Genomic DNA, 24,176 nt, shown 5'->3' with positions numbered 1-24,176 from the left:
AGTTGATGAAGTACATGCGAGGGGTCAGCGGATCAGGAAACGATCCCCATGATGTCGCTTTCCTTCATGATCAGCAGGTCTTCACCGTCGATCTTGACTTCGGTGCCGCCCCACTTGCCGAACAGGACGCGGTCGCCTTCCTTGACGTCGAGCGGGGTGACCGTGCCGTCTTCGGCCTTCGCACCCGAACCCACGGCAACGATCATGCCTTCGCTGGGCTTTTCCTGCGCGCTGTCGGGAATGATGATGCCGCCGGCGGTCTTTTCCTCGGCTTCGATACGACGAACCAGAACACGGTCGTGCAACGGACGAAATGCCATGCGTGATACCTCTTGTTAGAGTGAATGATGTTGGTTGGCACTCCCATATGGAGAGTGCCAGCACGGCGCATATGTGCAGCGGCCGTTCATGCGTCAAGCGGGGGGAGGCGAAATTCTTGCGCCTGCCGAGATGGCCCGCATCGCGCCTGCGTCAAGCCGTTCGCTGGCCGGTTTTGCAAGCGCGAGCGCGCTTCGCTAGGGGCGGCTGCCTGAGACCGACCCGATAGCTGTTAACGGACCAACCGCATGGCCATTTCCCCCGCTGCCGCACCGACCCCCCGCCAGACCGCCGCGCTCGACCTGACGTTCGCCGAGAGCATCTGGCTGTGGCTGCAAGCCAACATCATGCAGATCATCGGCGCGGTCGCGGTGCTGGTGATCGGCCTGCTGATCGCGAGCGTGCTCTCGCGCGCCGCCGAGCGCGCGCTGAACAAGTCGCACAAGTTCGACCCCACGGTCGCCAGCTTCCTGTCCAACATCGTCAAATACGCGCTGTGGGCGGTGGTGCTGGTCACCGTGCTGAGCCAGTTCGGGGTCGAGACCGCCAGCATCCTCGCCGCGCTGGGCGGCATGGCGCTGGCGATCGGCCTCGCGCTGCAAGGCACGCTCAGCAATGTCGCCTCGGGCGTGATGATCCTGGTCCAGCGGCCCTTCGTGGTGGGCGAGGCGATCAGCGTCGACCGGTTCACCGCCACCGTCCAGCGGATCGGCCTGTTCACGACCGAATTGAAGCAGTTCGACGGGCTGTTCGTGATGGTCCCCAATTCCGAACTCTGGAACCAGCCGATCGTCAATCTGCACCGCCATCCCACGCGCCGGATCGAGCTGATCGTGGGCATCGGCTACGACGACAGCATGCAGCAGGCGCGCGAAGTTCTGCTCGCGCTGGCCGAAGATGACGAGCGGGTGATGGCCGATCCCGAGCCGCAGGCCTTCGTCGCCTCGCTCGACGATTCTTCGGTCGGGGTGGGGCTGCGCGTCTGGTGCGCAACGAGCGATTACATGCAGCTCCAATGGGACCTGACCGAGGCGGCCAAGGCGAAGTTCGACGAGGTCGGCCTGTCGATCCCCTACCCGCAGCGCGAAGTGACTATGGTACAGGGCTGATCACGGGCTGCTCATAGGCCTGATCGCAGCCTCGTCGGGCGAAAAGCGCGTCAGGCCCAGCGCCTCGCGCCGCGCCCACCGCCAGCTCAGGAGCACGGCGGCGAAGGCGAGGCCGGTGGCGAGCCCGATCCACACGCCGACCCCTGCAAGGCCGGTGGCAAAGCCGAGCGTCAGCGACAGGCCGAAGCCCGGCACCCAGTAGGAAAAGGCGGCGATCCACATCGGCACGCGGGTGTCCTGCAACCCGCGCAGCGCGCCCGCCGCCACGGCCTGCACCCCGTCGACCAGCTGGAACGCGGCGGCGACGAGCAGGTAGCGCGTGGCGAAGGCGACCAGCCCGGCATTCGCGACGTCCCACGGGTCGATATAGATCGCGAGCAGCGGCTTGGGGATCAGCACCATCGCGCTGGCGGTGCAGCTCATGAAAAGCAGCGCGATGCCGATGCCGCTCCACCCGGCACGCGCCATCCCTTCGCGGTCGCGCGCGCCGTAGAAATAGCCGACGCGGATGGTCGTCGCCTGGCCCACGCCGAAGGGCACCTGGAAGGCGAGCGCGGCGATCTGCAAGGCGATCGTATGCGCGGCGAGCTGCGCGGCGCCGATATTGCCCATCAGGAAGGCGGCGGCACCGAAGACCCCGGCCTCGGCGCAGATCATAAGCGCGATCGGCGTGCCGATGCGCACGATCCGGCCGAACGCGCTCCAGTCGGGCACCCACCAGCGCCCGAAGATATGATAGCGGTGCAGCTTCGGATCGATACGGATCGCGATGACGTAGGCGACCATCGTGAACAGCGACGTCATCAGCGTCGCCACCGCGGCCCCGGGCAGGCCCATCTCGGGGGCGCCCCAGTTGCCGAAGATGAAGGCGTAGTTGCCCACGGCGTTGACCCCGATGCCGAGCGCGGTGATCGCTGTCGCGAAGATCGGCCGGTCGAGCGCGGAGACGAAGCTGCGCAGCACGTTGTTGATCAGAAATGGAATGGTGGAGAAGACCAGCACCAGCGCGTAGCTCTGCCCGAGCGCGGCGAGCGCGGGCTCCTGCCCGGTCAGCAGCGCGAACTGCTCGAACCCCAGCATCGCGATCATTCCTGCCGCCCCGCTGATGACCGCCAGCCACAAGGCCATGCGTGTCGCCCGGCGGACGGGCCGCAGCGCAGGTGCGCGTGCCCCCAGCGCCGCCGAAATCACCGGTGCGACCGCGCCGGTCAGGCCCGACAGCGCCCACACGATCAGGCCGAAGACCGAAACGACCAGCGCGGACGCGGCCAGCGGTTCCTCCCCCAGCCGCGCGATGAAGATCACGTCGATCGCATAGGTGAGCATTTGCAACAGGTTGGCGAGCGCCAGCGGCCAGCTGAGCCGGAGCGTGGCGATAATCTCGGTGCGCCAGGGGGCCGCAGCCCCTGCAGGGTGATCTGTGTCGGTCATGAAAAGCCGGCCCGAATATGTGCCACAGCCTCGCTTGCCTAGAGCGCGTCGGCGCTGCATTGCGATTGCTTCATCAGTGAGGCGCAAGGGGCACAGCAGCATGGAGCATGGCGAAGGGGCGGCGCATGTCGCACTGGGAAGCGGCGTGGTTCTGCTCGCCGCCGCGCTGCTGTTCGTGATCGCGTTCCGCAAGCTGGGGCTGGGGGCGACGCTGGGCTACCTCGTCGCCGGAGCAGTCGTCGGCCCGCAGGTGCTGGGTCTGGCAGGCGGGGCCGAAGAAACGCTGGTCATCGGCGAGTTCGGCATCGTGATGCTGCTGTTCATCGTCGGGCTGGAGCTCGCGCCGAGCCGTTTGTGGCGGCTGCGCGCCGCCATCTTCGGGCTCGGCCTCACGCAGGTGGTGCTGTGCGGGCTGGCGCTGACCGGCGTGTTGTGGCTGGCGACGAGCTATCCCATGGCGACCGCGCTGGCGGTGGGCCTCTCGCTCGGCCTCTCTTCCACCGCGCAGGTGCTGCCGATGCTGCAATCGGGCGGCAACCTGCGCACGCCGGTGGGCGAGCGGGCGTTTTCCATCCTGCTGTTCCAGGACCTCTCGATCATTCCGTTGCTGGCCATCGTCGCCGCGCTCGGCACGCAGGGCGGCGACCAGGCCAGCACTTCGCCCCTGGTCGAGGTGCTGATCGCGCTCGGCGCCACCATCGGCCTCGTCCTTGCCGGGCGGTTCGCCCTGCGCCCGCTGCTGCGGCTGATCGGGCGGCTGGGGGAGCGCGAGATGTTCGTCGTCGCCGCGCTGTTCGCGGTGGTCGCGTCGGCTGCGGTGATGCAGGCGATCGGCCTGTCGACCGCGCTCGGTGCTTTCATCGCGGGCGTGATGCTGGCCGACACGCCCTACCGGCACGAGCTTGAGGCGGATATCGAACCCTTCCGTTCGATCCTGCTCGGCCTGTTCTTCATCTCGGTCGGCATGATGCTCGACCTCGAAGCGATCGCCGCGCAGCCGCTGTTCGTGCTCGCGATGGCGGCGGCGCTGGTCGCGACCAAGGCCGCGATCATCACCGGGCTGGGCATGGCGGTGAAGCTGCCGTGGCGCAGCGCGCTCGCGCTCGGCCTGCTGCTGAGCCAGGGCGGCGAGTTCGGTTTCGTGCTGTTCAACGAGGCGCAGCGCGGCGGGGTGATCGATGCCGGGACCGGCAGCCTCTTCACCGCCATCGTCACGATCTCGATGGCGACCACGCCCTTCCTGATGATGGCCACCCGGCGGCTGCGCGCCCCCGCGCGCGGTGCCCAAGAGGAGCGCGAGGGGCCCAACGGCGAGACGTCGCAGGCGCTGGTGATCGGCTTCGGCCGCTTCGGCCAGACCGTGGCCCAGATGCTCGCCACCGCCGGGCTCGACGTGACGATGATCGACCGGAAGGTGGATTCGATCGACACTGCGGGCAATTTCGGGATCAAGGTCTTCTATGGCGACGGGCTGCGGCTCGACATCATGCGGCAGGCGGGTGCGGGCGAGGCGGAAGTCATCTGCTTCTGCATCGACGGGGACCAGCTCGAACCCGACTTCATCGCCTCGGTGCGCGAGGCCTTTCCCGGGGCAGCGCTGTTCGTGCGCAGTTACGACCGGCGCACGTCGATCAGGCTGGCGGGCTCGGACATCGCGTTCCAGGTTCGCGAACTGCGCGAATCGGCAATCGCGATGAGCCGTGCCGCGCTGAGCTGGATCGACACCGACGAAGCCGAGATCGACGGGCTGGAGCGCAAGTTCCGCGAGACCGACATGGAGCGGCTGCGATCGCAGGCCGCGGCGGGCGACATGTTTGCGGGCAAGGACGCACACGTGCTGCGTGGATCGCGCGCGCAGAGCTGACCGGGCCGCACACGAAAAAGGGCCGCGCACGAAAAAGGGCGGCGCCATCGCTGGCACCGCCCTTCGTTCTTTCGAACTGAAGCGTGAAGCTTACTTGAGTTCGACCGTGCCGCCAGCGGCTTCGATCTTGCTCTTGATTTCTTCGGCTTCGGCCTTGTTGACGCCTTCCTTGAGCGGCTTGGGCGCGCCTTCGACGAGACCCTTGGCTTCGGTGAGGCCCAGGCCGGTGATGGCGCGGACTTCCTTGATGACCTGGATCTTCTTGCCACCGTCGCCGGTGAGAATGACGTCGAATTCGTCCTTTTCTTCAGCGGCCGGGGCGTCGCCACCGGCAGCCGGGCCGGCAACCGCAACGGCGGCAGCGGCGCTCACGCCCCACTCTTCTTCGAGCGCGGTGGCGAGTTCAGCTGCTTCGAGGACGGTCAGCTTCGAAAGTTCTTCAACAAGCTTGGCGATGTCTGCCATGATATTTCACTCCAAATGATAGCGTGGCCGGGCGTCTGCCGCGGCCGGAATGTCGTGCGGAAAAACGTCTTACGCGGCGTCCTTGGCGGCATATGCGCCGAAGACACGGGCCAGCTTGTTCGCCGGGGCATTGACGACCTGCGCGATTTTCGTCGCGGGGGCGTTGACCAGACCAACGAGCTTGCCACGCAGTTCGTCGAGGCTGGGCATCGAGGCGAGAGCCCTGACACCTGCTTCGTCGAGCACCTGCGAGCCCATCGAGCCACCGACCACTTCGATGCGGTCGTTGGTCTTCGCGAACTCCACCACGGCCTTGGCCGCGGCGACCGGATCGGCCGAATAGGCCAGCGCGGTCGGACCGGACAGGTATTCTTCGATACCTGCGTAGTCGGTGTCCTTGAGGGCGATCTTGGCAAGACGGTTCTTCGCAACCTGGTAGGTCGCGCCGGCCTCACGCATCTTCGCGCGCAGATCGGTGGATTCCGCCACCGTCAGGCCGAGGTTGCGGGTGACGACCACCACGCCCGCCTCGTTGAAGACGTTGTTCAGCTGAGCGACCGCATCGGTTTTTTGCGAACGATCCATGCTTACTCCTTCACTATGGCCGAATCCGCACAAACGGAAACGACCGGCTCACGTTCGACCGCGCAGCTTGCGCCGCGCAGCCATGGGTCCGTTTGATGGGGAAGGAGGTGCATCCATCGACTGGATGCGAATGCGGACATGCACCGGAGCGCCGGCCGCCTGAAATCTCGTTTCCCCGTCTAGGCTGGAGATTAAGACCGGCATATTCCGGTCGCCAACTGTCTCGGACGGATGACCGTTCGAAAACGGTCGGACGCGCACTTAGCGGCCTCGCCCTCGGAGTCAAGCGAAAGCACGGGTGGCGCGGCGCGTGCACGCATGGTTCAGGCCGGGCGCGCTACCCGATCCGGCATGCGAAACCGCCTGCTCGCCCTTGCTGCGATCCTCCTGCTGGCCGCGCCCGCCCACGCGACCGGCGGGATGCGCTGCGCCACTGCGCGCACGCCCGCGATCGTCGTCACGCTCGGCTTCGGGCACGTGGCGGGCAGCGCGCTCTTCGCGCAGGGCCTGGAGGTGGACGGCAGACAGATCGCGGTCGCCGCGCCGCAATGGTGGCTCGACGATCGCGAGCTGCGCGTCGTGCTGACCGATCCGCAGGCGGACGAGGAGCTGGCGGTGGTCCGCGCGACCCGCAAGGGCGCCACCTACGACGGCACGGTCACCTACCGGGGCAAGCGCCACTGGATCCGCTGCCAAGAGAGCTGACCGCAACGCCGACCGGCCTGCGCCCGAAAAGAAACGGCCGCGCAATCCCGGGGGACTGCGCGGCCGCGAATTCGGTCGAAAGACGACGCGAGATTACATCTCGTCGGCGGTTTCTTCCATCTGCTCGGCTTCGGCTTCGAGAGCTTCTGCTTCGCCTTCCATGCCCTGTTCTTCGGCGAGGTCGGCTTCGGCTTCGTTCAGCTCGGCCTGCTCGTCGATCACTTCAGCTTCGGCTTCCATGGTGTCTTCGGCCTGCTCTTCGGCTGCGCTGTCGCATGCGGCAAGCGAAAGGCCGAAAGCGGCGACGGTGGCGACTGCAATGATCTTCTTCATAGTGGTATTCCCCTAACCTGGCGTCCGCACCCGCGGATCGACAGTTAATACATGCTTGTCAGGCCGGTTCCGCCTCATGGCGAAAATATGGCCGTCAGGTCCAGTGCGCGCAATCCTCGGCCGGGTCAACGACTCGTTTTTGCCCGATGGCAGAAGTCGGGCGTTTATCCGACGAGGGCACAAGCCTATTCAGCGCTTGTCTTCTGCGGTCGCCCGGGCGCCGGTCAGCCCCCGGGTGCTTCCGTCTCGTAACCGAGCAAGTCGCCCGGTTGGCAATCCAGTTCGCGGCAAATCGCTTCGAGGGTCGAAAATCGGATCGCCTTGGCCTTGCCGGTCTTCAGGATCGAGAGGTTGGCGAGCGTCATGCCGACCCGCTCGGCCAGTTCGGTCAGCGTCATGCGCCGGTCGTGCAGCAGGTCGTCGAGTTTCACCATGATGCGTGTTCCTTCGATCGAGTCGTCGGTGCGGGGCGGCATCACACGGTTCCTTCCAGGTCTTCGCGCATCGCGGCGCCGTGGCGGAAGACGCGGGCGAGGATGAACAGGATGACGACCAGCAGCCACGCGGTCATGTCGAAGCCGTCATCGTCGAAGTCCATGTTGAAGTTTTCGGCACCGGCCGCTTCGATCGCATCGGCATAGCCGGTCAGCTGGAACGCGATGATCCCGGCGGGAATGACGAGCAGCTGTGTCCCGAGCATCAGCCAGGCCATGTTGCTGAGCCGGCGTGCGTTGGCGGGCTGGAAAGGATCTCCGTCACCGACCGTGCCGATGATCTGTCGCAGCATCCCGAAGAAGAAGAACAGCATCACGAGGAACGCGAGGCCGATCGCCAGGATCGCGGCGATCAGGATGCCGGGAAAGTCCTGGGTGAAGCCGGGCAGTTCCTGGGCGATCTCGGCTTCGATCGGCCCCTGGGCGATCAGGACGGCGGGAATGGCGATCAGCAGCGCGACCGATCCGAGAGCCATGACGGCCTGCAGGACGATGGTAAAGATCTTGCCGATCAGCAGCAGCGGGTCGTTGAGGGTCTTGGTCATGATGGAAATGTCCCTGTTGGCGGTCGTCTTCCGGCCGGCATCGGTCGGGTAGGGTCAGGCGAGATTGTCCGTGGCCGGGATCGCGGCGGTGCGATCGCCGGCGTCGGGCACGGTGACCACCGCGGTCATGCTGGTCCCTGCGACGATGATGGCGAGGGTGAGGGCGAAAAGGTTCTGGGCAAGCTTGGTCATGATGGCCTCCATGGATGGCTCGGATCGGCGAAGTGCGCCTCAGGCGACTTCGGGCGCCGCGATCGTGGCGACGGGCTGTCCGTCGTCGGCGGGGGGCACGGTGACCACGGCGGTCAGGCTGGTGCCGGCGATGAGAGCGGCGACGAGCGCCGCGGCGATACGTTGGGTTGCTTCGGTCATTTATCGATCTCCTATGTGCTCGATATCGATATTCAATAATCGCATGCCGACATATCGTCAATCGATAAATATCGAAAAACGATAAGACGCTGATCGATAAACGAAAAAATCCCGCCCGAAGCTCCGGGCCTTTGACATTCGGCGCGCATATTCCTACATCCCGCGCACACGCCAGCTTCGAGCAAGGCCGAATCACGCGCGAGATTCGATGCCAGGGAAGGAAGCGGCGCGGCCAGACCATCGCGGCGGACAGCACCCCAATCGACATGCCTCATCGCGGCATGCCGACCGCCCGATACTGATGTCTGGCCATTCCTCTCGTGCAGAGACAATTTTATCCTCGCCATGCGGGCGTCGGCGCAAGCCTTCGTTCGCATCGCGACACGGCGAAAAAGGTTCTTTCGACTTATGGCGACCAAGAGCGCGAACGACGACGCACAGCTCCCGGCGAAGCGGGGCACGGCCAAGACCGGCACCGCCAAGCGCCGCATCCGCAAGATCTTCGGTGACATTCACGAAGTCGTGCAGATGCCGAACCTGATCGAGGTTCAGCGCGAAAGCTACGAACAGTTCCTGCGCTCCGACAAGGAAATCGACTATGTCTCGGGCCTCGAGAAGACGCTGCGCAGCGTCTTCCCGATCCGCGACTTCGCGGGCACAGCCGAGCTCGATTTCGTCGACTACGAACTCGAACCGCCCAAGTACGACACCACCGAATGCCGCCAGCGCGGGATCACCTATGCCGCGCCGATGCGCGTCACGCTGCGCCTGATCGTGTTCGAGGTGGACCAGGACACCGAAGCCCGCTCCGTGCTCGATATCAAGGAGCAGGAAGTCTACATGGGCGACATGCCGCTCATGACCGAGAACGGCACCTTCATCGTCAATGGTACCGAGCGCGTGATCGTCTCGCAGATGCACCGTTCGCCGGGCGTGCTGTTCGACCATGACCGTGGCAAGACGCACAGCTCGGGCAAGCTGCTGTTTGCTGCGCGCGTCATTCCCTATCGCGGTTCGTGGCTCGACTTCGAGTTCGACGCGAAGGACATCGTCAACGTCCGGATCGACCGCAAGCGCAAGCTGCCGGTCACCTCGCTGCTCTATGGCCTCGGCCTCGACCAGGAGGAAATCCTCCACCACTTCTACGACACCGTCGTGTGGAAGCGCGCGAAGGACGGATGGAACATTCCCTTCGTCGCCGAGCAATGGCGCGGCTCCAAGCCGACTTTCCCGCTGGTGAATGCCGACACGGGCGAGGAAGTCTTCCCCGCCAACCAGAAGATTTCGCCCCGCGCCGCCAACAAGGCGAGCAAGGACGGTCTCGAAACGCTGCTGCTGCCGACCGAGGAGATCTTCGGCCGCTACGCCGCGCGTGACATGATCGACGAGGGCACGGGCCGCATCTACATCGAAGCCGGCGACGAAGTGTCGCCGGAGCATCTCGAAGCGCTCGACGGCGCGGGCGTCGACCAGGTCGAGCTGCTCGACATCGACGAGGTCAATACCGGCCCGTGGATCCGCAACACTCTCAAGGTCGACAAGGCCGAGAACCGCGACGAGGGCCTGGAAGCCATCTACAAGGTGATGCGCCCGGGCGAGCCGCCGACCAAGGAAACCGCCGAAGCGCTGTTCGAAGGCCTGTTCTTCGACGGTGAGCGCTACGACCTGTCCGCCGTCGGCCGCGTGAAGCTCAACATGCGCCTCGAACTGGACGCCGAAGACACCGTCACCACGCTGCGCAAGGAAGACATCCTCGCGGTGGTGAAGGAGCTCGTCGGCCTGAAGGACGGCAAGGGCGAAGTCGACGACATCGACAACCTCGGCAACCGCCGCGTGCGCTCGGTCGGCGAACTGCTCGAAAACCAGTACCGCGTCGGCCTGCTGCGCATGGAACGCGCGGTGAAGGAACGCATGAGCAGCGTCGACGTGTCGACCGTGATGCCGAACGACCTGATCAACGCGAAGCCCGCCGTGGCCGCGGTGCGCGAGTTCTTCGGTTCCTCGCAGCTCTCGCAGTTCATGGACCAGACCAACCCGCTGTCCGAAGTCACCCACAAGCGCCGCGTTTCGGCGCTTGGGCCGGGTGGTCTGACGCGTGAGCGTGCGGGCTTTGAAGTCCGCGACGTTCACCCGACGCACTATGGCCGTATCTGCCCGATCGAGACGCCCGAAGGCCCGAACATCGGCCTGATCAACTCGCTCGCCAGCTTCAGCCGCGTCAACAAGTACGGCTTCATCGAAACGCCGTACCGCAAGGTCGTCGACGGCAAGGTCACCAGCGACGTGATCTACCTCTCCGCGATGGAAGAGCAGAAGCACACCGTCGCGCAGGCGAGCGCCGCCCTCAACGAGGACGGCACCTTCGTGGAAGAGCTGGTCTCCGCCCGCCAGAGCGGCGACAACCTCATGGCCCCTCGTGAAACCATCACGCTGATGGACGTTTCGCCGAAGCAGCTCGTCTCGGTCGGTGCATCGCTCATTCCGTTCCTGGAAAACGATGACGCCAACCGCGCGCTGATGGGCGCCAACATGCAGCGCCAGGCCGTGCCGCTCGTCAAGGCGGAAGCGCCGTGGGTCGGCACCGGCATGGAAGAGACCGTGGCGCGCGATTCGGGCGCGGCGATCACCGCCAAGCGCGGCGGGATCGTCGACCAGGTCGACGCGACGCGTATTGTCATCCGCGCGATCGGCGATGTCGAACCCGGCCAGTCGGGCGTCGACATCTACAGCTTGCAGAAGTTCCAGCGCTCCAACCAGAACACCTGCATCAACCAGCGTCCGCTGGTGAAGGTGGGCGAAACGATCGAGGAAGGCGACGTCATCGCCGACGGCCCCTCGACCGACCTGGGCGAACTGGCGCTGGGCAAGAACAGCCTCGTCGCGTTCATGCCGTGGAACGGCTACAACTACGAAGACTCGATCCTGATCTCCGAACGCATCGTGAAGGACGACGTGTTCACCTCGATCCACATCGAGGAATTCGAGGTGATGGCGCGCGACACCAAGCTCGGGCCGGAAGACATCACCCGCGACATTCCCAACGTGGGCGAGGAAGCGCTGCGCAACCTCGATGAGGCGGGCATCGTCTACATCGGCGCCGAAGTGCACCCGGGCGATATCCTGTGCGGCAAGATCACGCCCAAGGGCGAATCTCCGATGACGCCGGAAGAAAAGCTTCTGCGCGCCATCTTCGGCGAAAAGGCGAGCGACGTGCGCGACACCTCGCTGCGTCTGCCGCCGGGCGTTGCCGGCACGGTCGTCGAAGTGCGCGTGTTCAACCGCCACGGGATCGAGATCGACGACCGTACGCGGGCGATCCAGAACGAGGAAATCGAGCGTCTGCGCAAGGACAGCGCCGACGAACGCGCGATCCTCAACCGGGCGACCTACAACCGCCTGGGCGACATGCTGATCGGCCAGACCGCTTCGGCCGCGCCCAAGGGCGTCAAGAAGGGCACCGAGATCACGCAGGACGTCCTCGACGAAGTCGATCGCCACGAATGGTTCAAGTTCGCGGTGGAAGACGACGATCGCCAGGCGCAGCTCGAAGCGATCAAGGGCCAGTACGACGAAGCCGTGAAGGGCATCGACGCCAAGTTCGAGGATCGCAAGGAAAAGCTCGAACGCGGTGACGAGCTCGCCCCGGGCGTGCTCAAGATGGTCAAGGTCTTCGTCGCAGTGAAGCGCAAGCTGCAGCCGGGCGACAAGATGGCCGGACGCCACGGGAACAAGGGCGTCATCAGCCGCATCCTGCCCGAAGAGGACATGCCGTTCCTCGCCGACGGTACGCCGGTCGACATCGTGCTCAACCCGCTCGGCGTGCCTTCGCGCATGAACGTCGGCCAGATCTTCGAGACCCATCTTGGCATGGCGGCCCGCGAGTTCGGGCACCAGATCAAGGATGCGCTGGAAGACTGGCGCGCCAAGAACCCCGACGCCGAACCCGGAGAGCCGCCCGCGGCGATCAAGGAGAAGCTGAAGGAGGTCTACGGCGAGGACTATCACGACTCGATCGAAGGCCGCTCGGGCGAGGAAATCGCGGAGCTGGCGGGCAACCTCGTGCGCGGCGTGCCGATGGGCACCCCGGTGTTCGACGGTGCGCGCGAAGGCGACGTGACCACGCAGCTGGAGAAATCCGGCCTCGACGCGGACGGCCAGTCGGTCCTGTTCGACGGGCGCACGGGCGATGCCTTCCACCGCAAGGTGACCGTGGGCATCATCTACATGCTCAAGCTGCACCACCTCGTCGACGACAAGATCCACGCACGCTCGATCGGCCCGTACAGCCTCGTCACCCAGCAGCCGCTGGGCGGTAAGGCGCAGTTCGGCGGACAGCGCTTCGGCGAGATGGAGGTCTGGGCGCTCCAGGCATACGGCGCGGCCTACACCTTGCAGGAAATGCTCACCGTCAAGTCGGACGACGTGGTCGGCCGCCAGAAGGTCTACGAAGCGATCGTCAAGGGCGACGACACCTTCGAGGCGGGCATTCCGGAGAGCTTCAACGTGCTCGTGAAGGAAATGCGCTCGCTGGGCCTCAACGTCGAACTCAAGTCCATCGCGGACGAGGACGACGAAGACGGCATGCAGATCGCGGCGGAGTAATTGATGCCCAAGAGGTGGCCTCGGACGATCGAATGGAAATATGCGCTTGAGAGCGGTCTCCTTAGCGCATTCATTGGCTTCATTCTCTTCCTAGTATCCGATGCCACCCTTGGGCTGATCTTCTTGGGCTTAGGAATATTCTTGCTGATCGTTTCTTGGTTGAATCGCTCAAAAGCGTAGCCGACGAAACAGGATGCACCCTTCAAAGGGAACACAGACATGAACGAACTGACCAAATTCACCAACCAGCTCGCGAAGCCCGAAACCTTCGACGAGATCCAGATCGGCATCGCCAGCCCCGAGCGTATCCGCTCGTGGTCCTTCGGCGAGATCAAGAAGCCCGAGACGATCAACTACCGCACGTTCAAGCCAGAGCGTGACGGCCTGTTCTGCGCGCGCATCTTCGGCCCGGTGAAGGACTACGAATGCCTGTGCGGCAAGTACAAGCGCATGAAGTACAAGGGCGTCGTCTGCGAAAAGTGCGGCGTCGAAGTGACCGTCACGAAAGTCCGCCGCGAGCGGATGGGCCACATCGAACTGGCCGCGCCGGTCGCGCATATCTGGTTCCTGAAGTCGCTGCCGAGCCGCATTGGCCTGCTGCTCGACATGCAGCTCAAGGTGCTCGAGCGCGTGCTGTACTTCGAGAACTACATCGTCACCGAGCCGGGCATCACCCCGCTCGAACGCTACCAGCTGATGACCGAGGATGAGCTCCTCGAAGCGCAGGACGAGTACGGCGAAGACGCCTTCACCGCCGGGATCGGCGCGGAAGCGGTCAAGCACCTGCTGATGGACCTCGACCTCGAACAGGAAAAGGCCGACCTGCTGGAAGAGCTCGAGACCACCAAGTCCAAGCTCAAGCCCGCCAAGATCATCAAGCGCCTCAAGGTCGTCGAAAGCTTCATCGAATCGGGCAACCGCCCCGAATGGATGATCCTGGAGGTCGTGCCCGTGATCCCGCCCGAGCTGCGCCCGCTCGTGCCGCTGGACGGCGGCCGTTTCGCGACGTCCGACCTCAACGACCTGTATCGCCGCGTCATCAACCGTAACAACCGCCTCAAGCGCCTGATCGAGCTGCGCGCGCCCGACATCATCGTGCGTAACGAAAAGCGCATGCTACAGGAATCGGTCGATGCGCTGTTCGACAACGGCCGTCGCGGCCGCGTGATCACGGGCGCCAACAAGCGTCCGCTCAAGTCGCTGTCCGACATGCTCAAGGGCAAGCAGGGCCGCTTCCGCCAGAACCTTCTGGGCAAGCGCGTCGACTATTCGGGCCGTTCGGTCATCGTGACCGGGCCGGAGCTCAAGCTGCACCAGTGCGGGTTGCCGAAGAAGATGGCGCTCGAGCTGTTCAAGCCGTTCATCTACGCCCGGCTCGACGCCAAGGGTCTGTCGATGACGCTCAAGCAGGCCAAGAAGTGGGTCGAGCGCGAGCGCAAGGAAGTGTGGGACATCCTGGATGAAGTCATCCGCGAGCACCCGGTTCTCCTGAACCGTGCTCCGACGCTTCACCGTCTCGGCATCCAGGCGTTCGAGCCCGTGCTGATCGAAGGCAAGGCGATCCAGCTGCACCCGCTCGTCTGCTCGGCCTTCAACGCCGACTTCGACGGTGACCAGATGGCCGTCCACGTGCCGCTGAGCCTCGAAGCCCAGCTCGAAGCGCGCGTGCTGATGATGTCGACCAACAACATCCTCAGCCCCGCCAACGGCAAGCCGATCATCGTGCCCTCGCAGGACATGGTGCTGGGGATCTACTACCTGTCGATGGAACGGCAGGAGAAGACGCCCGAGTTCCTCGACGGGGAAGACGGCGAGAAGATCGAGAAGCTGCCGCGCTTTGCCGACATGAGCGAAGTGCACTACGCGCTCGAAACCAATGCGGTGACGCTGCACTCCAAGATCATCACGCGCGTTCCGCAGACCGACGAGAACGGCAAGGTGGAGATGAAGCGCTTCGTCACCACGCCGGGCCGCATGCTGATCGGCGAGTGCCTTCCGAAGAACCACAAGGTGCCCTACGACATCATCAACCGCCTTCTGACCAAGAAGGATATCGGCGACGTGATCGACGAGGTGTACCGCCACACCGGCCAGAAGGACACGGTGCTGTTCGCCGACGCGATCATGAGCCTCGGCTTCCGCTACGCGTTCAAGGCCGGCATCTCGTTCGGCAAGGACGACATGGAAATCCCCGAATCGAAGGAAGGCATGGTCGAGAAGACCAAGTCCCTCGTCGCGGATTACGAACAGCAGTATCAGGACGGCCTGATCACCCAGCAGGAAAAGTACAACAAGGTGATCGACGCCTGGAGCCGCTGCGGCGACCAGGTCGCCGACGCCATGATGGACAAGATCAAGTCGCGCCCGATCGACGACGACGGCAAGGAAGCGCAGATCAACTCGATCTACATGATGAGCCACTCGGGTGCGCGTGGTTCGCCGGCGCAGATGAAGCAGCTCGCAGGGATGCGCGGGCTGATGGCCAAGCCTTCGGGCGAGATCATCGAGACCCCGATCATCTCGAACTTCAAGGAAGGCCTGACCGTCCTCGAATACTTCAACTCGACCCACGGCGCCCGTAAGGGCCTCGCGGACACTGCGTTGAAGACCGCGAACTCGGGTTACCTCACGCGTCGCCTCGTCGACGTGTCGCAGGACTGCACGATCGTCGAAACCGACTGCAAGACCGACAATGCGCTGGAAATGCGCGCCATCGTGCAGGGCGGTTCGGTGATCGCCTCGCTCGGCGAGCGTATCCTCGGCCGTACCCTGGCCGAAGATGCGGTCAACGCAGCCACCGGCGAAGTCATCGCGAAGGCGGGCACGCTGCTCGACGAGCCGATGGTGAAGGAAATCGAGGCCGCCGAAGTGCAGGTCGCGAAAATCCGTTCGCCGCTGGTCTGCGAAGCCGAACAGGGCGTGTGCGCCACCTGCTACGGGCGTGACCTTGCCCGCGGTACGCCGGTCAACATCGGCGAGGCCGTCGGCGTGATCGCCGCGCAGTCGATCGGTGAGCCGGGCACGCAGCTGACGATGCGGACCTTCCACATCGGCGGTGCCGCGCAGCTCAACGAAACGAGCCATCTCGACTCGGTGTCGGACGGCAAGGTCGTCTATCGCGACATGCCCACGATCGAGGACAAGAAGGGCCGTATCCTGTCGCTCGCCCGCAACGGCGAACTGGCAGTGATCGACAAGGAAGGCCGCGAGCGCGAGATCCACAAGGTGCCTTACGGTACCGTGCTGATGCACAAGGACGGCGCCAAGGTTTCCGAAGGCGATCGCCTGGCCGAGTGGGACCCGTTCACCCTGCCGATCATCACCGAGCAGTCGGGCGTGGTCCGCTTCCAGGATCTGGTCGAAGGCTCGACCCTGGAAGAGCGCGTCGACGATGCCACCGGCATTGCCCAGCGCGTCGTGACCGAGAACCGCGCGACCGGCCGCAAGAAGAAGGAAGAGCTGCGTCCGCGCCTCACCCTTCTCAACGATGCCGGGGACGAGACGGAAGCCGCGCGCTACCTTCTCGCACCGGGCACCACGCTTTCGGTCGAAGATGGAGCGGAAGTGCAGGCGGGTGACATTCTCGCCCGTGCCAGCCGCGAAGCCGCCAAGACGCGCGACATCACCGGCGGTCTGCCGCGTGTTGCCGAGCTGTTCGAAGCGCGTATTCCCAAGGACAACGCGATCATCGCCAAGATTTCGGGCAAGATCGAATTCGTCCGCGAATACAAGGCCAAGCGCAAGATCGCGATCGTTCCGGAAGAGGGCGAACCCGTCGAGTACCTGATCCCCAAGACCAAGGTGATCGACGTGCAGGAAGGCGACTTCGTGAAGAAGGGTGACACCCTGATTTCCGGTTCGCCCAACCCGCACGACATCCTCGACGTTCTGGGTGTCGAGGCGCTGGCCGAGTACCTCGTGAACGAAATCCAGGAAGTCTATCGACTGCAGGGCGTGAAGATCAACGACAAGCACATCGAGACGATCGTTCGTCAGATGCTGCAGAAGGTCGAGATCACCGATGGCGGCGACACCGTGCTGCTGCCGGGCGAACAGGTCGACTTCGAGGAGATGAACGAGGTCAACTCGAAGCTGGGCCGGAACAAGCAGCCCGCACAGGGCAAGCCGGTTCTGCTCGGGATCACGAAGGCCTCGCTGCAGACGCGTTCGTTCATCTCTGCCGCCTCGTTCCAGGAGACGACCCGCGTGCTCACCCAGGCTTCGGTCGAGGGCAAGAAGGACACGCTGATCGGCCTCAAGGAAAACGTGATCGTCGGCCGCCTGATCCCGGCGGGTACCGGTGCCACCATGAACCGCATGCGGGTGACGGCATCGAGCCGCGACGCCGCGCTCAAGGCTTCGTGGAAGAAGGCGCAGGAAGCGATCATCGCCGCCGACACCGCGGAGGAAGAGCGCAAGGCCGAACTCGCGCAGGGTGCCGAAGCGGCGACGGGCGACGACCCGCTGGCGCGCATGGAAGGCGAGACCCACGGGACCGACGCCGATGCGGGCGACTACCTGCAGACGAGCGACGAAGCTGAAGCCGGGGCTGAAACCGGGACCGAAGGCGAGTAAGCTCCGGTTCACCGACACATCGAGAAAGGCCCCGGAGGAGCTTGTCCTTCGGGGCCTTTTTCTTTGCGTGGAGAATTTACGATGAGAGCGACCATCCTGATTGCGGCCCTGCTCGCCGCGTGCACGCCGCAGGCCGGGCCCTCCGGGACCCAGGCCGGCCAGAACGACGGTGCCGCTTCCGACGCTGCGCAGGCCTCCGCCGACCGGGCTCTCGCGCCGACCACCCTCGCGGGCGAATGGCGGGTGGCGGGGATCGACGGCGAAGCCTTCGACGAATCCTATGGCCTCGCCCTGAGTGCCGACGAGGAAGAAATCTGGTGGGAGCCGCGGTGCGCGGGACAGAGCATCCGTTACCGGATCGCGGATGGCCGTTTCGAAGCCGTGCCGCCGCCGCCGCTGCCCGCCCCCGAACCGGGTGCCGAGCCCGCCCCCGCGAATGTCGTCTGCCTGATCGGACTCCCCGAACGCCTTCCCGAGGTGATGACGGCGATCCGCGCCGCCGACCGGATCGAGCGCACCTCTGCCAACGGGATCAGGCTGTCGGGCGAGGGCCACAGCCTCACGTTATTCAGCCAGTAGCGGGGTTCAGCCAATAGCGGTCGCGGCGCAATTTCCGATCCTGGAGATGGAGCTTTGCGATTGTCTCCACAGTCGGCCGGCAGAAAGTGAGGGCGCGCGGCAATAATGTTACGCGTGCGAGACAATCTGTTTGATAATACATTAAGAATTGCGGGTTAACCGCGTTTCCCGGGGAGGGACGCGGTGTGATCCAGAAACAGATGGCGGTATTGGGGGAGCGCAATCTTCTGCTCGCCTGGCGCCTGCGCGAACTGACATCGCATCTGCCTTCCCTGTGCGCGCTGCATTCCTTTGCGGCGCTCGCCTGCGCGCTTGCCCTGTGGGGTCAGCCTGCGGCCGTCTACGGGCTGCCCTGGGCGGGCGCGATCGCGGCCTGCAATTTCCGCCAGTGGCAGCTCAGCAAAGACTATTATGCAGAGACGATCGACGTCGGCCACCTGCACAAGTACCACCGCCAGTTGCAGATCGCCGCCAATACCGAGACCGCATGCTGGGTGGCGGGCGCGGTGGCGTTCTTCCCGACCCTGTTCGAGGCGCATCCGGTCTTCTTCGCGGTGCTGACCGCGGGCCTTCTGGCATCCTCGGTGATCGCCTACCGCTCCATGCCGGCCCCGATGACCAGCTATCTCGGCGGGGCGATGGCCGCCGCGGCGGTGCTGTCCTTCACCATGAGGGACGAGTTTTCCTGGCCCTCGCTCGCGCTTGCTCTCGCCTTCGGATACGCGCTCATCCGCGCGACGCGGCGACAGGGCCGCCAGTTCGAAGCATCGTGCCACGAACAGATCCATCAGCAACGCACGTCCGAGACGATCAAGCTGCTGCTCCACGAATACGAAGCCTCCTCGTCCGACTGGCTGTGGGAAGTCGACGAGGGCAACTGCCTGCGCAACGTGTGCGAAAGGTTCGGCCAGGCGGCGCAGATCGACCACGATCTGCTCGAAGGGCGCGAACTTGTGGGCCTGTTCGATTCGGGTCCCGCGCGCGAGAAGCTGGCGGGATTGCTGCTCGAGCGCGCATCCTTCCGCGATCTTGTCGTGGAAATCACGGTCGCCGGCGAGACGCGCTGGTGGACGATTTCGGGCAACCCGTCGGTCGATGGCTCGATGCGCGGAGTGCTCTGCGATGTCACCGATCGCCGCGAGGCCGAACAGCGGCTCGCGCGCATGGCACGCTACGACACGCTGAGCGGCCTCGCCAACCGCGACCTGTTCAACGAATCGCTCGAAACCGCGCTCGCCGGGCAGGTCAAGAACCAGCGGATCGCGCTCCTCTTCATCGATGTCGATCATTTCAAGTCGGTCAACGACACGCTCGGCCACCATATCGGGGACGAGCTGATCCGCGTGGCGGCGAGGCGTATTTCCGGCGTGGTTCGCGAGCACGATCTCGCCGCCCGGCTGGGGGGCGACGAGTTCGCCGTGCTGCTGACGCGTGTGCGCGATCTCGAGACCGTGCATGCCTGCGCGCAGCGGATCGTCGACGCCATGGCCCAGCCCTTCAGCCTCATGGGTCGGACGGTGCGTGTCTCGGCCTCGGTCGGGGTCGCTTTCGGCCGCACGCGGTGCTGCGACGGAGACGAGTTCATGCGTCAGGCCGACCTTGCGCTCTACGCCGCGAAGCGCGCGGGCCGTTCGACCTTCGCGGACTACGACGCCTCGCTCAACCAGAGCGAACGCTCGCGCCGCGACCTCGAGCTCGACCTGCGGACCGCGATCACCGAAGGTCAGTTCACGCTCGTCTACCAGCCACAGATCTGCCTCGCGACCGGGCGCTGGACCGGCAAGGAAACGCTGGTCCGCTGGGAACATCCGGTCCGCGGCCGGATCATGCCGGTCGAGTTCATCGGGATTGCCGAGGATACCGGCCTGATCATTCCGCTGGGCGAATGGATCATCCGCCGTGCGATCGAGGAAGCGGCCAGCTGGGGAGAGCCGCATACGATCGCGATCAACCTGTCGCCGATCCAGATGCGCAATCCCAATCTCGTCAACGTGCTCGCCAGCGCCATCGCGACCGCGAAGATCACACCGCAGCGGGTCGAGATCGAGATCACCGAAAGCGCGCTGATGCACGACAGCGAGGCCAACGTGCAGATACTCTACCGCCTGCGCGAAATGGGGTTGCGGATCGCGCTCGACGATTTCGGGACCGGCTATTCCTCGCTCAATTACCTGCGCGCCTTCCCCTTCGACAAGATCAAGATCGATCGCTGCTTCGTGTCCGAACTGCTCGACCGGCCCGATTGCCAGGCCATCGTGCGGAGCATCGTCTCGCTCGCCGAAGAACTCGGGATGGAAACCATCGCCGAGGGCGTGGAGACGACTGAGCAGCTCGAATGGCTGACCCGGCATGGCTGCACCGAGGCGCAGGGGTACCTCATCTCGCGTCCGGTCGAATCGCACATGGCCGCCGAACCGATTGCCGCTCTCGCCCAATTGCCGGCGCAGTCGGCCGCCGGATCGAACGTCCATCGCCTGCGCACCAACGTCGCCTGAGCACCGCGTAGCGCTTGAAGGGGGCGATTGCGGGGAGTAGCGCTGGCGACCATGACCGTCACCCGCTTCGCCCCCTCGCCCACCGGCCGCCTGCATGTCGGCAACCTGCGCGCCGCGCTCCACAACTGGTTGCTCGCACGCCATGGGGCGCGAGGAAGCGATGGCGGGGATGAGAGTCGCTTCCTGCTGCGGATCGACGACACCGATACCGAGCGCAGCCGCGAGGATTATGTCGAGGCGATCCGCGAAGACCTCGCCTGGCTCGGCCTCGAACCCGATGCGGAGTTCCGCCAGTCCGAGCGGCTCGACCTGTATGAGGACGCCTTCGCCAGGCTGAAGGAGGCGGAGCGCGTGTACCCCGCCTATGAAACCGCGCAGGAGCTGGAGCTGAAGCGCAAGATCGCGCTGGGGCGCGGGCTGCCGCCGATCTACGACCGCGCGGCCCTGCAGCTGGGCGAGGATGAGCGCGCGGCGAAGGAGGCCGACGGGGTCAGCCCGCACTGGCGCTTCAAGCTCGACCGGGAAGAGCATATCGACTGGGAAGACGAAGTGCGCGGGCCGCAGAAATTCGATCCCGCGCAGCTTTCCGACCCCGTCATTCGCCGCGCCGACGGCAGCTGGCTCTATATGCTGCCGAGCGTGGTCGACGACCTCGACATGGGCGTGACCGACGTGCTGCGCGGCGAGGATCACGTCTCCAACACCGCGGTGCAGATTCAGATGTTCTCCGCCCTGCATGCGGCGGGCGTCGGCCCGGAGCATTGCTCGGTCGTCGACAGCTTTCCGCGTTTCGGCCACACCGCGCTGCTCGTCGGCAAGGAAGGCAAGCTGTCCAAGCGGCTCGGATCGCTCTCGTGCGAGGCGCTGCGCGAACAGGGGATCGAGCCCGAGGCGATCCTCTCGCTGCTGGCGCGGCTGGGGACGAGCAAGCCGGTCGAGCCGATCGTCGATCGCGGCGTGCTGATCGAAAGCTTCGATCTCGCCAGCTTCGGGCGCGCGCCCGCCAAGTTCGACGAGGCGGAGCTGGAGCGGCTCAATGCCGCGATCGTGCACCAGCTCGACTACGACGCAGTGAAGGATCGCCTGCCCGACGGGATCGACGAGGCGGGCTGGCACGCGATCCGGCCCAATCTTTCGCACGTGAACGAAGCCGCCGAGTGGTGGCGGCTGGTGACCGGGCCGATCGATCCGCCCGATTTCTCCGACGAGGATCGCGGCTTCCTCGCCGATGCGGCGCAGGCGCTGGAATGGTCCGACGATCCGTGGGCCAAGCTGACCTCCACCCTCAAGGAGCGCACCGGGCGCAAGGGCAAGCCGCTGTTCCTCCCGCTGCGCCAGGCGCTGACGGGCAGGGATCACGGCCCCGACATGGGCGAGCTGCTGCCGCTGATCGGCGAGGACGAGGCGCGTGCGCGGCTGGAGCGGGCGGCGGCACCGGGCGGATGATGCGCCACTTCTCCGACCCCGCGCAGGCCCGCCACGCCCCTGCGCGCGAGCTCCACAATGGCGACTGGACGGCTTTTGCGGAGAGCCCCGCGCGCTTCGCCGCGATGCTCGACACGCTCGGCCCGGGCGAGCCGGCGCGCGATTTCGGCCTCGACCCTATCCTTGCGGTCCACGACCCGGCCTATGTCGCCTTCCTGCGCGAGGCGCACCGCCTCTGGCGCGCCGCCGGGCGCGAGGGCGATGCGATGGGCTACGTCTTCCCGGTGGTCGGGCGCCGCGCGCTCGATCTCGACCGGATCGATGCGAAGATCGGCGCCTTCGCCATGGACGCTTCGACCCCGATCGCGGAGCACACGTGGGAGGCGGCCTATGGCGGCGCGCAAAGCGCGCTGACCGCGCTCGACGCGGTGCTGGGTGGCGAGACCGCCGCCTTCGCGCTGTGCCGCCCGCCGGGCCACCATTGCGGGGCCGACTACATGGGCGGCTATTGCTACCTCAACAACGCCGCCATCGCAGCGCGCGCGGCGCAGGCGCGCGGGGTTTCGCGCATCGCGATCCTTGACGTCGACTACCACCACGGCAACGGCACGCAGGACATCTTCTACGGCGATGGCGAGGTGCTGTTCGCCTCGATCCACGCCGACCCGAAGACCGACTATCCCTTCTACTGGGGCCATGCCGACGAGCGCGGCGCGGGGGCCGGAGAGGGCGCAACGCTCAACCTCCCGCTGCCGCAGGGCACCGACTGGTCGACCTATGCGCCCGCGCTCGACACCGCGCTGGAAGCGGTGCGGGGCCATGGTGCGGACCTGCTGATCGTGTCCTACGGCGCGGACACCTTCGCCCGCGACCCGATCTCGCACTTCAGCCTCGTGCGCGAGGACTACACCGCCATGGGGCAGCGGATCGCAGGCCTCGGCCTGCCGACGCTGGTGGTGATGGAAGGCGGCTACGCGGTCGATGCGCTGGGCGCGAACGTCGCGGCGTTCCTGGGCGGCTGGGGCTAGTCGTCCCCCCGCCCGATCGATCAGGCGGCGGAGAGGATCGGCTGGGGATGCGCCCGCTGTTCTTCCTGCGCGACCTCGACGCGGTTCCGGCCGCTGCTTTTGGCCGCATAGAGCGCCCGGTCGGCCTGCCGCATCGCCGTGCGGATCGAGGTGCCTGGCCCGAATGCCGCCACCCCGAAACTGGCGCTCAGCTGCGCCGCGGGGCCGATGGCCGGGTGCCGCAGGCGACAAAAGTCGCTGCGGATTTGCTCGGCCTGTGCGACCGCATCCTCGAGCCGCGTGGCGGGCAGCAGCAGCGCGAACTCTTCCCCGCCGACGCGCCCGCATGCTCCCCCCGCCGGCCGATCATGCGCGCGAAGGAGCGGATAACCTCGTCGCCGACATGGTGGCCGAAGCGGTCGTTGATCGTCTTGAAGCGGTCGATGTCGCACATGACGATCGCACCCGAAGAGGGGGCTGAGGTATCCACCACGGCATCGAAGGCCCTGCGATTGAGAAGCTCGGTCAGGCCGTCGCGTTCGGAGCTGTGCCGGTAGCCGGCGATCACATCGGTCACGATCCGGGCGAGGACAAGGAGGGCGAAACTCGTGTTGAGCACGCCCATGCACTGGATGAAGACGCGCTCGAACGAGGCGGCATCGAACGGCGCCCAGGGGGTCGGCTCGCCCAGGAGGGTGGGGAACATCGGCACGCGCAGGACCACGCCTGCGATGATGACGAAGCACAGCGCCACCAGCCCGTTTTCGAAACTGTCGCGGGTGCGTTTGCGGGCCAGCGCCAGGGTGGTGTCGAAAAAGACGAGGATTCCTGCGAGCTGGAAGGGCATATATTGCAGCGTGGGCGGCACCGGCATCGCCAGCAGCACGAGCGAAAGCGCGGTCAGGAGGGTCGCGGCCAGAACCACGCGATGGCCTGTAAGGGGCAGGCCCGCTCCCCGGCGAACGGCCTGCGAGGCGCAGAAATAGATCGCGGGGATCAGCATGGCGATGGCCGCGACGCCCAGTCGCGACGGGGTGCCATATCGCAGGATCAGCAATTCGACCGACACGCACAGCAGCGCGGCCGCCATCCAGCCGAGTGCCGAGCCACGACGCAGGGCAAGGTGGACCATCGACGAGACGAGGAGCAATCCGATGATGACTCCCAGGATCATCAGATGCAGGTCTACCGCTATCGCCACCATTGCCCCCTTCGCATGGGGAACGGGTCTACCGCGATAGGATAAAGGTTTTCTTATGACGGGCCGGAGGG

At 65.5% G+C, this 24,176-nt stretch carries 20 protein-coding genes; 9 read left to right on the top strand and 11 right to left on the bottom strand.

Annotation, left to right across the window (positions count from 1 at the left end):
* Positions 1-32: 32 nt before the first annotated feature.
* Complete coding sequence (gene groES, locus DL238_RS02020; protein WP_115490730.1) at positions 33-320, bottom strand: co-chaperone GroES; 288 nt, start codon at positions 318-320, stop codon at positions 33-35.
* Positions 321-566: 246 nt separating this feature from the next.
* Here groES and DL238_RS02015 point away from each other — a divergent pair, with 246 nt between their 5' ends.
* Positions 567-1,427: a mechanosensitive ion channel family protein gene (locus DL238_RS02015; protein ID WP_115490729.1), complete on the top strand. Its 861-nt coding sequence runs from the start codon at positions 567-569 to the stop codon at positions 1,425-1,427.
* Here the strand turns inward: DL238_RS02015 and DL238_RS02010 are convergent, their stop codons facing one another.
* Positions 1,428-2,858 carry an MATE family efflux transporter gene (locus DL238_RS02010; RefSeq protein ID WP_115490728.1) on the bottom strand — a complete coding sequence of 477 codons (1,431 nt, stop codon included), beginning with the start codon at positions 2,856-2,858 and terminating at the stop codon, positions 1,428-1,430.
* Positions 2,859-2,958: 100 nt separating this feature from the next.
* Here DL238_RS02010 and DL238_RS02005 point away from each other — a divergent pair, with 100 nt between their 5' ends.
* On the top strand, positions 2,959-4,722 hold the full coding sequence (locus DL238_RS02005) for a cation:proton antiporter domain-containing protein (RefSeq protein ID WP_115490727.1): 1,764 nt from the start codon (positions 2,959-2,961) through the stop codon (positions 4,720-4,722).
* 90 nt (positions 4,723-4,812) lie between these two features.
* On the opposite strand, the gene rplL is transcribed toward DL238_RS02005, so the two are convergent.
* Both rplL and rplJ read right to left on the bottom strand, forming a co-directional pair.
* Positions 4,813-5,187 (bottom strand): 50S ribosomal protein L7/L12, encoded by a 375-nt coding sequence (rplL, locus tag DL238_RS02000; protein WP_010409889.1) that lies wholly within the window; start codon positions 5,185-5,187, stop codon positions 4,813-4,815.
* 69 nt (positions 5,188-5,256) lie between these two features.
* Positions 5,257-5,772 (bottom strand): 50S ribosomal protein L10, encoded by a 516-nt coding sequence (gene rplJ / locus DL238_RS01995; protein ID WP_115490726.1) that lies wholly within the window; start codon positions 5,770-5,772, stop codon positions 5,257-5,259.
* A gap of 351 nt (positions 5,773-6,123) precedes the next feature.
* On the opposite strand from rplJ, the gene DL238_RS01990 reads away from it, so the two are divergent.
* Positions 6,124-6,477 carry a hypothetical protein gene (locus DL238_RS01990; RefSeq protein ID WP_115490725.1) on the top strand — a complete coding sequence of 118 codons (354 nt, stop codon included), beginning with the start codon at positions 6,124-6,126 and terminating at the stop codon, positions 6,475-6,477.
* A 93-nt stretch (positions 6,478-6,570) separates the two neighbouring features.
* On the opposite strand, the gene DL238_RS01985 is transcribed toward DL238_RS01990, so the two are convergent.
* The 5 genes from DL238_RS01985 to DL238_RS15980 all read right to left on the bottom strand — a co-directional run bounded on the left by DL238_RS01985 (position 6,571) and on the right by DL238_RS15980 (position 8,221).
* Positions 6,571-6,810 (bottom strand): hypothetical protein, encoded by a 240-nt coding sequence (locus DL238_RS01985; RefSeq protein WP_115490724.1) that lies wholly within the window; start codon positions 6,808-6,810, stop codon positions 6,571-6,573.
* A gap of 224 nt (positions 6,811-7,034) precedes the next feature.
* On the bottom strand, positions 7,035-7,286 hold the full coding sequence (locus tag DL238_RS01980) for a helix-turn-helix domain-containing protein (RefSeq protein WP_115490723.1): 252 nt from the start codon (positions 7,284-7,286) through the stop codon (positions 7,035-7,037).
* Positions 7,286-7,849 carry a DUF2975 domain-containing protein gene (locus tag DL238_RS01975; protein ID WP_115490722.1) on the bottom strand — a complete coding sequence of 188 codons (564 nt, stop codon included), beginning with the start codon at positions 7,847-7,849 and terminating at the stop codon, positions 7,286-7,288. Before DL238_RS01975 ends, DL238_RS01980 begins: the two co-directional genes overlap by 1 nt.
* A 54-nt stretch (positions 7,850-7,903) precedes the next feature.
* Positions 7,904-8,041 carry a hypothetical protein gene (locus DL238_RS15985; RefSeq protein WP_181883789.1) on the bottom strand — a complete coding sequence of 46 codons (138 nt, stop codon included), beginning with the start codon at positions 8,039-8,041 and terminating at the stop codon, positions 7,904-7,906.
* A gap of 39 nt (positions 8,042-8,080) precedes the next feature.
* Positions 8,081-8,221 carry a hypothetical protein gene (locus DL238_RS15980; protein WP_181883788.1) on the bottom strand — a complete coding sequence of 47 codons (141 nt, stop codon included), beginning with the start codon at positions 8,219-8,221 and terminating at the stop codon, positions 8,081-8,083.
* A 408-nt stretch (positions 8,222-8,629) separates the two neighbouring features.
* On the opposite strand from DL238_RS15980, the gene rpoB reads away from it, so the two are divergent.
* The 6 genes from rpoB (at position 8,630) to DL238_RS01945 (ending at position 22,925) form a co-directional block, all read left to right on the top strand.
* Entirely contained in the window at positions 8,630-12,823 is a 4,194-nt protein-coding gene (rpoB, locus tag DL238_RS01970; protein WP_115490721.1) for a DNA-directed RNA polymerase subunit beta, read from the top strand.
* A gap of 219 nt (positions 12,824-13,042) precedes the next feature.
* Positions 13,043-17,398, top strand: coding sequence for a DNA-directed RNA polymerase subunit beta' (gene rpoC / locus DL238_RS01965; RefSeq protein WP_115490720.1), 4,356 nt, complete (start codon positions 13,043-13,045; stop codon positions 17,396-17,398).
* An 81-nt stretch (positions 17,399-17,479) separates the two neighbouring features.
* Entirely contained in the window at positions 17,480-17,977 is a 498-nt protein-coding gene (locus tag DL238_RS01960; RefSeq protein WP_115490719.1) for a hypothetical protein, read from the top strand.
* Positions 17,978-18,162: 185 nt separating this feature from the next.
* The gene (locus tag DL238_RS01955; RefSeq protein ID WP_234030923.1) at positions 18,163-20,472 is read left to right on the top strand and encodes a putative bifunctional diguanylate cyclase/phosphodiesterase; all 2,310 of its coding nucleotides are present in this window, start codon (positions 18,163-18,165) and stop codon (positions 20,470-20,472) included.
* A 51-nt stretch (positions 20,473-20,523) separates the two neighbouring features.
* A complete protein-coding gene (locus tag DL238_RS01950) occupies positions 20,524-21,918 on the top strand; it encodes a glutamate--tRNA ligase (protein WP_115490717.1) in 1,395 nt (464 codons plus the stop codon).
* On the top strand, positions 21,918-22,925 hold the full coding sequence (locus DL238_RS01945; RefSeq protein WP_115492718.1) for a histone deacetylase family protein: 1,008 nt from the start codon (positions 21,918-21,920) through the stop codon (positions 22,923-22,925). Before DL238_RS01950 ends, DL238_RS01945 begins: the two co-directional genes overlap by 1 nt.
* A 20-nt stretch (positions 22,926-22,945) precedes the next feature.
* On the opposite strand, the gene DL238_RS16480 is transcribed toward DL238_RS01945, so the two are convergent.
* Positions 22,946-23,215 carry a GGDEF domain-containing protein gene (locus DL238_RS16480; RefSeq protein ID WP_267897140.1) on the bottom strand — a complete coding sequence of 90 codons (270 nt, stop codon included), beginning with the start codon at positions 23,213-23,215 and terminating at the stop codon, positions 22,946-22,948.
* Positions 23,113-24,105, bottom strand: a complete 993-nt coding sequence (locus DL238_RS16475; RefSeq protein ID WP_267897114.1) for a GGDEF domain-containing protein — start codon at positions 24,103-24,105, stop codon at positions 23,113-23,115. The genes DL238_RS16480 and DL238_RS16475 overlap by 103 nt, the downstream gene beginning before the upstream one ends.
* Positions 24,106-24,176 lie beyond the last annotated feature (71 nt).

The sequence above is a fragment of the Alteriqipengyuania lutimaris genome (genome assembly GCF_003363135.1).
Classification (GTDB): Bacteria; Pseudomonadota; Alphaproteobacteria; order Sphingomonadales; family Sphingomonadaceae; genus Alteriqipengyuania; species Alteriqipengyuania lutimaris.
The sequence above is the reverse complement of the archived record's forward strand: the minus strand, read 5'-3'. Positions and strand labels throughout refer to the sequence as shown.